The following is a 15,326-nucleotide window of genomic DNA, read 5'->3' on the forward strand; positions in this document are numbered from 1 at the left end:
CAAGCCTAAACCGTCAGCCCGCTATCCTGACCGCTCAACCAGCCGGGCAGCGCGTCATGGACATCGGATCAGCCATTGGACCGGGCACCACCGCCACGCCCTACCGGCCGCAGGCCAGCGCGCTCGACGGCGCGCTCGACGGATTGCAGGACGCGCAGGCGCGGACCGACGCGGCGTCGGAGCAGATCGCGGCGGGCAACCTGGATCCGGCGGTGGTGCTTGACCTGACCTCCGCCCAGGTGGATTTCGCCGCGAACGCCAAGGTGCTGCAGGCGACGCAGGAGAACAGCCGCCGCCTGCTCGACATGCTGGCCTGAGACCCTGAACCCGGATCAGCGCGGCTTGTTCGGGCCGTAAATCTTGGGTTGGCTGAAGTTCAGGTGGTCGAGAAGCCCCTGGGTGGCGCAGCCGTCGACCGGCAGTTTCGCCGCGCGCTGGTAGGAGCGGATGGCCGTGCGGGTGCGTGATCCCATCTTGCCGTCGACCGTTCCGGCGTTGAAGCCGTGCTCGTTCAACGCCTCCTGCGCGCCGGAGATAAAGGCCCGGCGCATCTCGTCCGGCAGATTGTCGGTCTCGCAGGCCGCGAAGGCCGGGGTCGCCAGCAGCATGGCGCCGCACAGGGCCGGAAGAAGAAGTCGGTTCATGGATCGGTTGCTCCAGATCGTTGGGGCCGCAGCCTGTTGAAACAGCCGAGCCCAGCCTTGCATTCCAGAATGCTGGGAATCAAAAAGGGCGGCCGCAAGCGGCCGCCCTTTTTTTCGTTCCGATCCGTCAGCCGCCGGCGGCGTGCGCATCGTCGCTCTGCCCCTTGATCCGCGAGGCGAGGGCCGCCTCCAGGAAGGGGTCGAGCGCACCGTCCAGCACCGCCTGACTCTGCGAGGTTTCCACCTCCGTCCGCAGATCCTTCACCATCTGGTAGGGGTGCAGGACATAGGAGCGGATCTGGTGGCCCCAGCCGATGTCGGTCTTGGTGGCTTCCAGCGCGGCGGCGGCATCCTCGCGGATCTTCAGCTCGCGCTCGTACAGGCGGGCACGCAGCATGTCCCACGCCTTGGCGCGGTTCTTGTGCTGCGACCGTTCCTGCTGACAGCTCACCACGATGTTCGTCGGAATGTGCGTGATGCGCACCGCCGAGTCGGTCTTGTTGATGTGCTGGCCGCCGGCGCCCGACGCACGGTAGGTGTCGATGCGGCAGTCCTTCTCGTTGATCTCGATGTCGATCTTGTCGTCGATCACCGGGGATATCGAGACGGCGGCGAAGCTGGTCTGGCGCCGCGCCTGGCTGTCGAACGGGCTGATGCGCACCAGACGGTGCACGCCGGCCTCGGTCTTCAGCCAGCCATAGGCGTTGTGGCCCTTGATCTGAACGGTGGCCGACTTGATGCCGGCCTCTTCACCCGGCGTCTCGTCCAGCCACTCCGTCTTGTAGCCGTGCTGCTCCGCCCAGCGGGTGTACATGCGCATCAGCATCAGCGCCCAGTCCTGGGCCTCCGTGCCGCCGGCGCCGGCATTCACCTCGACGAAGCAGTCGTTGGCATCGGCCTCGCCAGACAGCAGGCTTTCGATCTGCAGCTTGTTGGCGCGGTCGCGCAGGCCGTAGAGCTGGGCCTCGGCATCGGCGACGACGGTGGCGTCCCCTTCCGCCTCGCCCATCTCGATCAGCTCGAGGCTGTCGGACAGGTCGCGCTCCAGCGCCCGATAACCGGCGACGGAGGTGTCGAGCTGGGTGCGCTCGCGCATGATGGTCTGGGCCCGCGTCGGGTCGTCCCAAAGCTTGGGATCCTCCGCGAGGTTGTTCAGTTCGTCGAGACGCCGCAGTGCATTGTCCCAGTCAAAGATGCCTCCTCAGCAGCGCCAGCGATTCTCTGATCTCGCCGGCGGCCGCTTCGATCTCGGCCCGCATGGCGGTGCCTCCTCGTCAGCCAGAGTTGAAGGGTTTGTCGGCTGCATATGTAGCCGCTCGTTACCCGCCTTGCACCCCCTTAATGACCGCGGGCAGGACGACCGGACGCCCCTAATGGGAAGGCTTGCCACTTTCGTGTATGGCCCAGCCCCTGCTTGGAGGTCCTAACCGTTTGGGATCATCGGCCCGGTTCATTTCAGAGTACGTCCCAAATCCGGCCGCACAACCCTACCGCGGCGGCCGGGAATTCCCGAAATCAAGGTTATGGTCGCCGTCGTTCCGCGCCTTTTTTGCGCGTTTCCGCGCGAGCCCTCTCTTGCGCGGATGCATGGACGCGCGACCACCTCTGCCGGGGGCATGATGAGCTTCACCAGCCTGAATTTCCTGCTGTTCATCACCGTGTTCAGCGCCGGTTTCATGGCGCTGGCCCGCACCCGCGCCTTCACGCCCTTCCTGCTGGTGGCGAGCTACATCTTCTACGGCTATTGGGACTACCGGTTCTGCGGCCTGCTGGCGCTCAGCACCTTCATCGACTTCTATTGCGGGTTGAAGATCGCCGATTCCACCGACCGCCAGACCAGGAAATTCTATCTGTTCCTCAGCCTGGGCACCAACCTGGGCATGCTGTTCTTCTTCAAATACTACAATTTCTTCGCCGACAGCGCCGAGGTGGCGCTCGCCTCGCTGGGGATCGAGATCGGGCGGCGGACGCTCGACATCCTGCTGCCGGTCGGCATCTCCTTCTACACCTTCCAGAATCTCAGCTACGGCATCGACCTCTACACCGGTGAGTTGAAGCAGCCGGAACGCTCGCTGGTGCGCTATGCCAGCTTCGTCGCCTTCTTCCCGCAGCTGGTGGCCGGCCCCATCGTTCGGGCGCGCGACCTGCTGCCGCAGATCCAGCAGCGCCCGCGCGACATCCCGTTCGAGGAGCGCTTCGCCGGGCTGGAGAAGGTGATCTGGGGCTATTTCCTGAAGATCGGGCTGGCCGACAACGCCGCCGTGGTGGTCGACGCCCGCTTCCACCAGCCGGAGTTCTTCAACGCGCTCCAGCATGTGATCGGGCTGATCTGCTTCTCGCTGCAGATCTACGGCGACTTCGCCGGCTATTCGCTGATCGCCATCGGGCTGGCGCAGATCTTCGGCTACACCATGTGCCCGAACTTCGCCCGGCCCTATTTCGCCACCGGCATGCGCGATTTCTGGCGGCGCTGGCACATCTCGCTGTCCACCTGGTTCCGCGACTACGTGTATGTGCCGATGGGCGGCAGCCGCACCCGCTGGCTGCGCATCCGCAACGTCGTCATCACCATGCTGATCTCCGGCCTGTGGCACGGCGCCAACTGGACCTTCGTCCTGTGGGGCGCGCTGCATGGCGGGCTGATGCTGGTGGAGGACGGCGCCCGCCGGCTGGCCGCCCTCAGCCCGGTGCGGCTCAGCGGTCCGGTGCTGGCTGCCGGGCGGCTGGTGATGGTCGGGCTGGTCTTCGCCGTGGTGACGCTGACCTGGCTTCCCTTCCGCGCCGACAGCCTGCACACCGTCTGGACCATCCTGGGCATCATCGCCGACGGCGATTTCGGGCTTCAGCAGGGCAACCAGCAGGCCAGTTCGCTTCTGCGCGTCGCCGTCACCGGGCTGATCGTGCTGATTGTCGACGCGATGATCGAGCGCGGAGCCGGTCGTCGCTACGCCGGGATGAATGTGGTGGCGCGGTCGATGGCCTGCTCCGCCCTGATCCTGGTGATGCTGCTGTTCGGCAGCTTCGCCAACCACGCCTTCATCTACTTCCAGTTCTGACCGGACGGAGCCCCTTCCCATGTATCGCCTTCTGGCTTGCATCGTGCTGATCCTCGCCACCGTCACGGCGATGGACCGGGTCCTGGCATCGGCGCTGGGCGGCCTGCTGCTGCGCTCCAGCGACCGCTTCATGGCGATTTACCGCCCGTTCGAACCGGAAGCCGAATTGCCGGGCATCAAGCCGCCCGCCAAGCCGCCCGCCGACGGGGGGCAGCAGCCGAGCCCCCTGCTGGTGAAGGCCGCCCTGAAAGCGGAGCCGCGCCCGATCCCCGGTCCCGCCGACGTGCTGGTGCTCGGCAACTCGCGGGCGGACAATCATTTCCCCGTCTCCGCCCTGCAGGACATGACCTGCGGCCGGGCACTGAATTTGGGGATGGGCGGGGCGCCGACCGTGCTGTCGGCCCTGCTGTGGGAGGACTACGTCGAACGCCACGGCGCGCCGCGCCTGCTGGTTTTGGAGCCGACCGGCGTGGTCGACAACCCGCACGACCTCGCCGACCTGCCGCTGCTGGCCTACTACTCGCCGCGCATCGACGCCTTCGTCCGGCAGGAGAACGAGGAGCTGTGGATGGCCAACCACGCCTTCCACCTGATGACCTTCAACAACAACCAGACCATGCGGCTGATCGCCGGCCTGGTGAAGCCCGCCGCCGACCGCACCCTGGTGGGCGCCATCCCCGAACCGATGAAGGCGCAGCTCGCCGCCGCGCCGGAAGAGGTGATGACCGCCAGTGACGCCAACTGGCAGGCGCTGGACCACATCATCCGCAGCGCCCAGGCGCACGGCACCCGGGTGGCGGTGGTCATCACCCCCTATTTCCCGACCTATGCCGGCAAGCTGAAAAATTTCGACGCCTTCTTCGCCGAACTGAAGAGCCGCCTGCCAGCCGGCGTCACCGTGGTCGACGCCCGCCGCGCGGTGGACAAGGACGAGCTGTTCATGGACGCCCTGCACGTCAACGAGGATGGCGTGCACGCGATGTTCGCCGCACTGGAACCGGCGCTGCGCCCGCTCGGAACCTGCCCGGTGGACGCGCTGGCCTCGCTGTCGGCCGCAGGCACGACGCACTGACCGCGACAGCATCGTTCCGTAGCGAATACAAAAAGGGGCACCCACAGTGGGCGCCCCTCTTCTTTTGGCTCAGTAGAGCCCACCGGTTCCCAGCGTCGCCGCGGCCGGCGGAGCCGGCACACCCGGCTGTTGCGAGCCGAAGCCGCCTGTGGCGTTCGGATCGCCCAACATGGCGCCGGACGCCTGCGAGGAGCCGTCCAGCACCACCTGCGGTTGGTCGGGGTTGGGCTCGGTACCCGGCAGGAAGGCCTCCCAGATGGCGCGGTTGTCGCCCGGCTGTGCGAGTTGGCCGTTGGCCGGGTTGACGCGGACAAGGCGCAGGCCGGGCGGCACGCGGAACGGCGTCGCCGGCTTGTCCTTCAACGCCACCTGCATGACCTCCTTGAACACCGGCACCGCGGCGGACCCCCCGGTCTCATGGCCGCCCAGCGAGCGCGGCTGGTCGAAGCCGATGTAGGTGCCGACCACCAGATCGGGCGAGAAGCCCATGAACCAGGCATCGTGGCTGTCGTTGGTGGTGCCGGTCTTGCCGGCCAGCGGCTTGCCCAGCGAGCGCAGCGCGGCGGCCGTGCCGCGCTGGACCACGCCTTCCAGGATCGAGACGATCTGGTAGGTGGTGCGCGGGTCGTTCACCTGCTCGCGGGTGTCGGGCACCGCCGGCACCGCCATCCCATCCTTCCAGGCGACGTTGTTGCAGCCCTCGCACGCGCGGTTGTCGTGGCGGAAGACGGTCTTGCCGTTGCGGTCCTGCACACGGTCGATGAAGGTCGGCACCACCCGCTTGCCGCCGTTGTCCAGCATGGCGTAGGCGGTGGCGAGCCGCAGCACCGTCGTCTCCCCGGCGCCCAGCGCCATCGGCAGGTAGGGCTGCAGGTTGTCGACGATGCCGAACTTCTCGACCAGCGCCTTGACCTTGTCCATGCCGATCTGCTGGGCAAGGCGGACGGTCATGACGTTGCGCGACTTCTCGATGCCGACGCGCAGCGGGGTCGGGCCGTAGAACTCATGGCTGTAGTTCTCCGGCCGCCAGACCGGCTGTCCGCCGCCGGGGTCAAAGGAGAAGGGCGCGTCCATCACCAGCGACGACGGGGTGAAGCCCTGGTTCAGGGCCGTCAGGTAGACGAAGGGCTTGAAGGACGAACCGGGCTGGCGCAGCGCCTGGGTGGCGCGGTTGAAGACGCTCATGGCGGGGGAGAAGCCGCCGACCATCGCCAGCACGCGGCCGGTGTGCGGGTCGAGCGCCACGAGACCGCCCTGCACCTGCGGGATCTGGCGCAGGCCGTAGCTGCCCGGCGGCAGTTCCTTGGCGGCCGACTTGTCGTTCTTCTTCGCCGGCTTCTCGTCCTCGTCCTTGGCGGGCGGGCCGCTCACCGGCTCGACCAGCAGGATGTCGCCCAGCTTGGCGACGTCGGACGGCTTGCGGATCGCCGGACCGGCGACGTCGCCGTCCTTGGAGGCGCGGGCCCAGCGCAGTTCGGACAGCGGGATGCGGCCGCGGGTGCCGTCGGCCACTCCGATGTCCAGACCGTCCGCCTGATCGTCCTTCAGCACGACCGCCAGCTTCCAACCCTCCGACCCGGCGGGCGGCGGCATGGCGGCCAGCTTCTTCGGCCAGTTGTCGAAATTCTCCATCTTGGCGACGGGACCACGCCAGCCATGGCGGCGGTCGTAGGCGATCAGCCCGTCGCGCAGCGCCTTGGTCGCGGTCACCTGCAGCACCGGGTCCATCGAGGCGCGGACCGACAGCCCGCCCTCGTACAGCGCCTGCTCACCGTAGAGCTTCACCAGCTCGCGCCGGACCTCCTCGGAGAAATACTCGGCGGTCACCACCTCCTGCTCGTCGCGCTTGCGGGTGACCAGCGGCCGTCCCTGCGCGGCCTTCGCCTCCTCCGGCGTGATGTAGCCGTCTTCCGCCATGCGGCCGATCACCCAGTTGCGGCGGGCGACGGCGGCGTCGTGCTGACGGTCCGGGTTGTAGTTGGAGGGAGCCTTGGGCAAGGCCGCCAGAAAGGCGACCTCCTCGATGCTCAGCTCGTCCAGCGCCTTGTTGAAATAGTTCAGCGCCGCCGCCGCCACGCCGTAGGAACGGTTCCCCAGGAAGATTTCGTTCAGGTACAGCTCCAGGATGCGGTCCTTGGTGAAGGTCCGCTCGATGCGGATCGCCAGGATCGCTTCCTTGATCTTGCGGGCGAAGGAGACCTCGTTGGTCAGCAGCATGTTCTTGGCGACCTGCTGCGTGATCGTGCTGGCGCCGACCGGCCGGCGCTCGCGGCCGAAATTCTCGATGTTGGTCAGGACCGCACGCAGGATGCCGATCGGATCGACGCCCTGGTGGGCGTAGAAATTCTTGTCCTCGGCCGCCATGAAGGCGTTCATCACCTGACGCGGCATGGAGTCGATCGGCACGAAGATGCGCCGTTCCGACGCGAATTCCGCCATCAGGCGCCCGTCGCCGGCATAGATGCGCGTGGTCACCGGCGGCTCGTAATTGGCCAGCTTGGTGTAGTCGGGCAGGTCGTGGTCGTAATGCTCGAACAGGAAGACCAGCCCCCCGGCGCCGGCAAGAGCCAGCATCACGAAGGCCATCAGCAAGGACAGAAGAAGGCGCATGACCGATCCCGCAAGAAACGACGAACGGCGCGCCCGCGGTCCGGTCCCGAAGGATCCGGATCGCAGATGCGCCTGACAGGGCGGCGCATCCTACACCGCCGCGGTGCGAAGTGCCGCCCCCGTTCCCGTCATGTCAGGAAAATGTGACACGCTGAGGGCGCCCGCAAGAAGGCGTCGGCGCAAAGGGGGTATTCCGGCGGTCCGGCGCCGTTTCAGCTCCGTTGGGTGCCGTGCAGCCAGCGGAAATAGGCGTCGATGGTGCGGGCCAGCCCCTTGCCCAGACGCTCCCGGTGGCCGGAGGAGGTCAGCAGCTTGATGTCACGCTGGTTCGACAGGTATCCCATCTCGATCAGCGCCGACGGCACGTCGGGCGCGGTCAGCACGGCGAAGCCGGCCTGCCGGTGCGGCCGGTTGGGGATCAGCGGCACGTCGCGTCCAAGATTCTGCAGCGCCAGCGTGGCGAACCGCTTCGAATGGTTCATGGCGTCGCGCTGGGCGAGGTCGATCAGGATGTTGGCGACCAGCTTGTTCTCGCCCGACAGGTCGAGCCCGACCAGGGCGTCGGCCCGGTTCTCCTTGGCGGCCAGCATCTCCGCCTCGCGGTCGGACGCCTTGTCGGACAGGGTATAGATCGACATGCCGCGCACGTCGCCGCTGCTGATGCTGTCGGCATGCAGCGAGATGAACAGGTCGGCGCCGGCCTCCCGCCCGATGGCGACGCGGTCGCGCAGGCGGATGAACACGTCGCTGTCGCGGGTCAGCTTCACCCGGTAGCGGCCGGTCGCCTCCAGCTGGCGCTTCACCTCCTTGGCGGTGGCGAGCGTGATGTCCTTCTCATAGATGCCGCCGACGCCGATGGCGCCGGGGTCCTGGCCGCCATGGCCGGGGTCGAGCACGATCAGCGGCTTTTCCGCCACCGTCGGCGGCTTGTTGTCCGGCAGCGGCGGCGCCACGGGCAGCGCGGCCGGGATCAATTGGGCCGGCGGGATCGGCGGCAGCGGCGCGAAGGGCGGCGGGGCCGAGACGGTGGCATTGGTTTCGGCAGCCGGCGGCGAAGGCTGCGGAGCCGGAACCGGCGCCGGAACCGCCATCGCCGACGAGACGATGGACGACATCGTCAACGGGCTCTTGCCGGTAACCTCTTTGGCGTCCTTCCCGGCCGCGGCGAGCTGCCGGAACTCCGCCGCCGAGATCTTCTCCAGGTCGAGCACGAGGCGGGGCTGGTGGCCGTCGCGCGCCGGGATCATGTAGCCGTCGCGCAGCCGGGCCGGGCCGACCGTCTCGAAGGTCAGGCGCGTGCCGCGCGGGCCGCCCGCCGCATGGTGGTAGCGCGCGACCACCCCCTTGCCCTCCACCGGCAGCGCGCCGCCGGGCCAGATCAGGTCGGGCAGATCGACGATGACGCGGTAGGGATCGGCGGCCATCGACACCGTGAAGGACACCGTGTCGCTCAGCTCCAGCACGAAGCGGGTCTTGTCCGGATGGATACCAAGCCGGGCATCGACCACCGCCGTGCGCGGCGGCGCCGACGGCAGGGCCGCGGTGGTCTGCGCCCTCGCCGCCCCGGTCGCAGCGAAACCGACCAGCCCCAACACCAGCAGCACCGGCAGAACCAATCCGAGAACGCGCATCGCCAGGCAACGCGCCGAAGCGGTGGCGGACGCGGCGGCTGTGGTCGGGCGGGGCGGCCGTGGCATCGAGACTCCTCGGCGGCTGAAGGGGCGCGAAACAAGGCAGTGGACGCTCAGCTATAGCCTAGCCAATTCAACGCTCTCAACGCGGATCGTCAGATCCCGAGTCAATTCCGGACGGGGGTGCCGTTCCTGCAACAGTGAGCATGAGCGTGGCAGCCGGAAGGTCCGGACGGGCTGCCACGGTGGAAGCGCGCGCCGCCGCTTCCCCGCAACGAACTTGTTCGCCGAATCGGCGCATTTCCGCGTTGTGCAAGAGGGATCGCTTGTCTATGGTATCTTTGCGACAGACCGCAATTCGCCAGACCAGGGTCGGACTCCCAAGGTGAGCGCCGATTCGCTGATGCCGGGACCAACCTCCCAGGATCAGCCGATCGCCGGTCACGGGGCTTACCCAAGGGGCTGCGGCGTCGCCCCCGACACCGCCTGTCCGGCCATCCGCGCCGGAGGGACGTCGCGGGGTGGCGCGTTCGGGTTGGCGGTGAGAGGACGAAACCTCGAAGCTGGCTGTGGCCGCAAGGCGGCAGCCCGGCGCGTGTCGACCGGGCCGTCCTGGCTGCTCTCGTCAGCGCCGTTCGGCGGTTCCGGTCCGTCGTGCCGTATGCTTCGCCCACAACAGACGCTGCGTCCAGGCGGCCCGACCGGTCGCGCGGGTTCCCTGGGTCGCGCCGTTGAGGACCGTATATGGCCAAGCGCATGCTGGTGGACGCCACGCACCCGGAAGAAACCCGGGTCGCCGTGGTCAATGGGAACCGGCTGGAAGAACTCGACTTCGAGATCGCCAGCCGCAAGCAGCTGAAGGGCAACATCTACCTGGCGAAGGTGACGCGGGTCGAGCCTTCGCTTCAGGCGGCCTTCGTGGAATATGGCGGAAACCGCCACGGCTTCCTCGCCTTCTCCGAAATCCATCCCGACTATTACCGCATTCCCATCGCCGACCGTGAGGCGCTGCTGGCCGAGGAACGCCGCCTGGAAGAGCAGGCGGAAGCCCGGGCCGAGGCCGCCGCCGACGGCGCCGTGATGGGCGAGCCGATCCGCCCCGAGCAGGTGGTCGAGGAATGGTCGCCGATGCCCTCCCCCATCGCGCCCGAGGCGTCGGATGAGGAATACGGCGACGACAACGGCGCCGAAGACGCCGAGTCCGGTGATGAGCAGGCCGCCCCGTCGGAGGGCGCCGCCCAGGCCGATGCCAAGAATGCCGCCCAGGACGCCGACGCCCCCGACACGCTGGGCGGCGACGAGGACGAGGAGGCGGAGACCCAGCGCCGCCGCTCGCGCCCGCTGCGCTCCTACAAGATCCAGGAAGTGGTGAAGCGCCGGCAGGTCATGCTGGTGCAGGTGACGAAGGAAGAGCGCGGCAACAAGGGTGCGGCGCTGACCACCTACCTGTCGCTGCCGGGCCGCTACTGCGTCCTGATGCCCAACACCGGCCGTGGCGGCGGGATTTCCCGCAAGATCACCAACCCTGCCGACCGCAAGCGCCTGAAGGAAATCCTGTCGGATCTCGACATTCCCGACGGCATGGCGGTCATCCTGCGCACCGCCGGGCTGGAGCGTTCCAAGCCCGAGATCAAGCGCGACCTGGAATATCTCCTGCGCCTGTGGGACGACATCCGCGAACAGACGCTGAAGTCGTCGGCGCCCTGCCTCATCTATGAAGAGGCGAACCTGATCAAGCGGTCGATCCGCGATCTCTATTCCAACGACATCGACGAGATCTGGGTCGAGGGCGAGGCCGGTTTCCGCACGGCGCGCGAGTTCATGGACATGCTGATGCCGGGCCATTCCCAGCGCGTCCAGCTGTACCGCGACAGCCAGATCCCGCTGTTCCACCGCTATCAGGTGGAAACGCAGATCGACGCCATCCACAGCCCGGTGGTGCAGCTGCGCTCCGGCGGCTACATCGTCATCAACCCGACCGAGGCGCTGGTCTCCATCGACGTCAACTCCGGCAAATCGACCCGCGAGCGCAACATCGAGGAAACCGCCTACAAGACCAACCTGGAGGCCGCCGACGAGGTGGCGCGCCAACTGCGTCTGCGCGATCTGGCCGGCCTGATCGTCATCGACTTCATCGACATGGAGGAGCCGCGGAACAACGCCGCCGTCGAGCGCCGCATGAAGGAGGCGATGAAGAACGACCGGGCGCGCATCCAGCTCGGCCGCATCTCCGCCTTCGGCCTGCTGGAGCTTTCGCGCCAGCGTCTGCGTCCGTCGCTGCTGGAGACCAACTTCGAACGTTGCCCGCACTGCTCGGGCACCGGCGTTGTCCGTTCGGTCGAATCCGCCTCGCTGCACGTGCTGCGCGCCATCGAGGAAGAGGGCATCCGCAAGCGGTCGGCGGAGATCACCATCTATGTCCCGACCTCGATCGCGCTCTACATCCTCAACCAGAAGCGCGGTGAACTGGCCAAGATCGAAGAGCGTCACGCCTTCAGCGTCATGGTCCAGGCCGACGATACGCTGATCGCCCCGGATCACCGTCTGGAGCGCAACAAGGCCCGCCTGCCCGACGAGGAAGGCCCGCTGGTCAGTGCCGACCGCGTGATGGCCGAGACCGACCGCGCGCTCGCCGCCGAACCGGTCGAGCCGGTGGAGGAGCCGGAAGCCGAGGTCGAAGCCGCCCAGGTCGAGGAGGCCGCCGAGCGTGCCGAGACCAACGGCGACGGCAATGGCGAGGACCGCCGCCGCCGCCGCCGCCGCCGTCGCGGCCGTGGCCGTGACCGCGAGGAAGGCCGGGCCGAGGGCGATACCGCCGAGGGCGAGGGCGAGACGGACGAAGCCGGTCAGGAGACCGAGGAGACCGCTCTGCCGGTTGCCGCCGAGGCGATCCCCGGTGCCGCCATCTCCGAACCCGCCACCGACGCCGACTCGGCTGACGCCGACGGCGACGACGAGGACGAGGACGAGGACGAGACCGGCGCCGACGCCGGCGAGCGCAACGGCGAAGGCCGCAAGAAGCGCCGCCGCGGCAAGCGCGGTGGCCGTCGTCGGTCGCGCCGCGAGGGTGCGGAAGGCCTGGAGGGCGGCGAGGACGCCGTTTCCGAGCAGCCCGCCGCTCCGGTTCAGGCCACTCCGGCTCCGGCAACTCCGGCCGAGGCAAGCGATCTCGACTGGATCCTGGCCGGCGATACGGCCCCGGCGGCCGACGAAGCTCCGGTTCCCGTGCCCGCCACCAAGCCGCCGGTGACCACCGCTCCGGTTCCGCCCGAAGCCGCCAAGGCCCCGGCCAAGAAGGCCTCGCGCAAGCGCAAGGCCGCTGCCGAGGCTCCGGCCGAGGCTGCCCCCGTGGCCGCTCCGGCAGTTGCGGAAGCCCCGGCCAAGGGCCGCAAGCGCAAGGCCGCCGCTGCGGTCGAAGCGCCGGCGGAAGCTGCTGCCGAAACCGCGCCGGCCAAGAAGGCCTCGCGCAAGCGCAAGGCTGCCGCCGAAGCCCCGGTGGAGGCCGCTCCCGTGGCCGCTCCGGCTGCTGCCGAAGCGCCGGCCAAGGGCCGCAAGCGCAAGGCCGCTGCCGCCGCCGAAGCCCCGGCAGAGGTCGCGACTGACAAGGCGCCGGCCAAGAAGGCGTCGCGCAAGCGCAAGGCCGCTGCGGAGGCTCCGGCCGAAGCCGCACCGGTTGCCGCCGCGCCGGCTCCGGTGCCCCAGCCCGCTCCGGCCGCCGAGCCCGCCAACGAGCCGGCCCCCGCCGGTGACGAGGACGAGGCGAATGCCAAGCCGCGCCGCGGTTGGTGGAAGCGGTAAGCCCAACGGCCCAACCGGGACCTCTGGAACGGGAAAAGGCGCCGCAAGGCGCCTTTTCCTTTTCCCGGACGTTATCACCCCTGCCACAGGACAGGTCGGACCATGAGCAAGGCCTTCACCCGCGAGAACGACACGCCGGACGACGACGACCTCGACGAACCGGCACCGCTGCCGCAGGGCTTCAAGAACTACATGACCCCGCCCGGCTTCCAGCGCATGCAGGAGGAACTGCGCCACCTGCTGCGGGTGGAACGGCCGAAGGTGGTGGAAGTGGTTTCCTGGGCCGCCGGCAACGGCGACCGGTCTGAAAATGGCGACTATCTTTACGGCAAGAAGCGCCTGCGCGAGATCGACCGCCGCATCCGCTTCCTGAACAAGCGGCTGGAGTCGGCCGTGGTGGTCAATCCGCAGGACCAGAAGAACCGCGAACAGGTTTTCTTCGGCGCCACCGTCACCTATGCCCGCGAGGATGGGTCCGAGAATACCATCACCATCGTCGGCGCCGACGAGGTCGACCCCGACCGCGGCCATGTCAGTTGGATCTCCCCCATGGCCCGCGCCCTGCTGAAGGCGCGGGAAGGCGATCTGGTCGACGTGCGCACGCCGGCGGGGACGGAACAGGTGGAAGTGCTGGAAATCAGGTACGCAGGGTGACGGAGAGGGCGGCGGCCCGCCCCCTCCCCTCCCTCACTCCGCCGCCGGCTGGTAGATCTCCCCGCCCGACTCGCGGAACTTCTGCGACATCTCGGCCATGCCGGACTCCGCGGCGTCGCGGATTTCCTGCGTGATCTTCATCGAACAGAATTTCGGCCCGCACATCGAACAGAAATGCGCGGTCTTGGCCCCTTCCGCCGGCAGGGTCTCGTCGTGGTAGGCCATCGCCGTGTCGGGGTCGAGCGACAGGGCGAACTGGTCGCGCCAGCGGAAGGAAAAGCGGGCGCGCGACATGGCGTCGTCGCGCAGCCGCGCCGCCGGATGGCCCTTGGCGAGGTCGGCGGCGTGGGCGGCGATCTTGTAGGCGATGACGCCGGCCTTCACGTCGTCGCGGTCCGGCAGCCCAAGATGCTCCTTCGGCGTGACGTAGCAGAGCATCGCCGTGCCGAACCAGCCGATCATCGCCGCGCCGATGGCGCTGGTGATGTGGTCGTACCCCGGCGCGATGTCGGTCACCAACGGCCCCAACGTGTAGAAGGGCGCCTCGCCGCACAGCGCGATCTGCTTCTCCACATTGTGCTTGATCTTGTGCATCGGCACATGGCCCGGCCCCTCGATCATTACCTGAACGTCGCGCGCCCAGGCGATCTTGGTCAACTCGCCCAGCGTCTCCAGTTCGGCGAACTGCGCGGCGTCGTTGGCATCGGCCTGGCTGCCCGGCCGCAGCCCGTCGCCCATCGACAGCGCCACGTCATAGGCGCGGCAGATCTCGACGATGTCGGCGAAATGGTCGTAGAGGAAATTCTCGCGGTGATGCGCCAGGCACCATTTGGCGATGATCGAGCCGCCGCGCGAGACGATGCCGGTCACCCGCTTGGCCGTCAGCGGTATGTGGGCCAATCGCAGGCCGGCGTGGATGGTGAAGTAATCGACGCCCTGCTCCGCCTGTTCGATCAGCGTGTCGCGGAACAGTTCCCAGGTCAGGTCCTCCGCCCTGCCATTCACCTTCTCCAGCGCCTGATAGATCGGCACGGTGCCGATGGGAACCGGGGAATTGCGCAGGATCCACTCGCGGGTCTGGTGGATGTCGGCGCCGGTGGACAGGTCCATCACGGTATCCGCACCCCAGCGGATCGACCAGACCATCTTCTCCACCTCCTCCTCGATCGAGGAGGTCACGGCGGAGTTGCCGATGTTGGCGTTGATCTTGGTCAGGAAGTTGCGGCCGATGATCATCGGCTCCGACTCGGGATGGTTGACGTTGGACGGGATGATCGCCCGCCCGCGCGCCACCTCGTCACGAACAAATTCCGGGGTGATGAAGTCGGGGATCTCGGCACCGAAATCTTCGCCGTCGCGCGTTGCCTCCAACGCGGCGGCACGGCCGAGATTCTCGCGGACCGCGATGTATTCCATCTCCGCGGTGACGATGCCGGCACGAGCGTAGGCCATCTGGGTCACCGCGCCGCCGTCCTTGGCGCGCAGCACGCCGCTGCCGGTGGTCTCGACGTCGCCACGGGCCAGGATCCAGTCGCGGCGGTGCTTGGCCAGGCCGGCCCGCACGTCGATGGCGACCGACCCGTCGGTGTAGGGACCGGAAGCGTCATAGACGGTCAGCGGCGGCTCGCCGCCCGACAGCGCGATCTCGCGCATGGCGACACGCAGATCGGGAAAACGCGTGCCGGGCACATGGATTTTCCGCGACGACGGCAGCGGGCCGGTCGAAATGCGGATGGCGTTTTCGTTGAAGTCCTTGGGCATTGGGTTTCTCCGTCGGAGTTGGGCGGACAAACCCGGGACTGCGGACGGAGGTGCGGTATCTTCGTGCGGGCCATGCGCCCCAGAGATGTGGGGCCGATAC

At 68.0% G+C, this 15,326-nt stretch carries 10 protein-coding genes; 5 read left to right on the forward strand and 5 right to left on the reverse strand.

All coding sequences use genetic code 11. The annotated features are described in order from the left end of the window. The first annotated feature begins 56 nt into the window (after positions 1–56). Positions 57–317 carry a hypothetical protein gene (locus FZ938_RS05650; protein WP_149197581.1) on the forward strand — a complete coding sequence of 87 codons (261 nt, stop codon included), beginning with the start codon at positions 57–59 and terminating at the stop codon, positions 315–317. A gap of 15 nt (positions 318–332) precedes the next feature. Here FZ938_RS05650 and FZ938_RS05655 read toward each other — a convergent pair whose 3' ends face one another. Together FZ938_RS05655 and prfB are read right to left on the reverse strand one after the other, a co-directional pair. Further along, positions 333–644 carry a peptidoglycan-binding domain-containing protein gene (locus tag FZ938_RS05655; protein ID WP_149197582.1) on the reverse strand — a complete coding sequence of 104 codons (312 nt, stop codon included), beginning with the start codon at positions 642–644 and terminating at the stop codon, positions 333–335. A 127-nt stretch (positions 645–771) separates the two neighbouring features. Then, positions 772–1,903, reverse strand: a protein-coding gene (prfB, locus tag FZ938_RS05660) for a peptide chain release factor 2 (RefSeq protein WP_108546617.1) whose coding sequence is annotated in 2 segments (ribosomal slippage) — positions 772–1,833 and positions 1,835–1,903 — 1,131 coding nt in all. Because the reading frame shifts where the segments join, the coding sequence is not laid out codon by codon here. Between the two features lie 360 nt (positions 1,904–2,263). Here prfB and FZ938_RS05665 point away from each other — a divergent pair. Continuing rightward, on the forward strand, positions 2,264–3,700 hold the full coding sequence (locus FZ938_RS05665; protein ID WP_149197709.1) for an MBOAT family O-acyltransferase: 1,437 nt from the start codon (positions 2,264–2,266) through the stop codon (positions 3,698–3,700). A gap of 19 nt (positions 3,701–3,719) precedes the next feature. Continuing rightward, a complete protein-coding gene (locus FZ938_RS05670) occupies positions 3,720–4,772 on the forward strand; it encodes an SGNH/GDSL hydrolase family protein (protein WP_149197583.1) in 1,053 nt (350 codons plus the stop codon). Positions 4,773–4,841: 69 nt separating this feature from the next. On the opposite strand, the gene FZ938_RS05675 is transcribed toward FZ938_RS05670, so the two are convergent. Then, positions 4,842–7,382, reverse strand: a complete 2,541-nt coding sequence (locus tag FZ938_RS05675) for a penicillin-binding protein 1A (protein ID WP_149197584.1) — start codon at positions 7,380–7,382, stop codon at positions 4,842–4,844. A gap of 212 nt (positions 7,383–7,594) precedes the next feature. Continuing rightward, positions 7,595–9,079, reverse strand: a complete 1,485-nt coding sequence (locus FZ938_RS05680) for an N-acetylmuramoyl-L-alanine amidase (RefSeq protein ID WP_149197585.1) — start codon at positions 9,077–9,079, stop codon at positions 7,595–7,597. A gap of 678 nt (positions 9,080–9,757) precedes the next feature. Between FZ938_RS05680 and FZ938_RS05685 the strand changes: the two genes are divergently transcribed. Together FZ938_RS05685 and greB are read left to right on the forward strand one after the other, a co-directional pair. Further along, a complete protein-coding gene (locus FZ938_RS05685) occupies positions 9,758–12,811 on the forward strand; it encodes an Rne/Rng family ribonuclease (RefSeq protein WP_149197586.1) in 3,054 nt (1,017 codons plus the stop codon). 102 nt (positions 12,812–12,913) lie between these two features. Continuing rightward, positions 12,914–13,465, forward strand: coding sequence for a transcription elongation factor GreB (gene greB / locus FZ938_RS05690; RefSeq protein WP_149197587.1), 552 nt, complete (start codon positions 12,914–12,916; stop codon positions 13,463–13,465). A gap of 33 nt (positions 13,466–13,498) precedes the next feature. Here the strand turns inward: greB and thiC are convergent, their stop codons facing one another. Then, positions 13,499–15,226: a phosphomethylpyrimidine synthase ThiC gene (gene thiC / locus FZ938_RS05695; protein ID WP_149197588.1), complete on the reverse strand. Its 1,728-nt coding sequence runs from the start codon at positions 15,224–15,226 to the stop codon at positions 13,499–13,501. Between the last annotated feature and the right edge of the window lie 100 nt (positions 15,227–15,326).

Source organism: Azospirillum oryzae (assembly GCF_008364795.1).
Lineage (GTDB): Bacteria > Pseudomonadota > Alphaproteobacteria > Azospirillales > Azospirillaceae > Azospirillum > Azospirillum oryzae.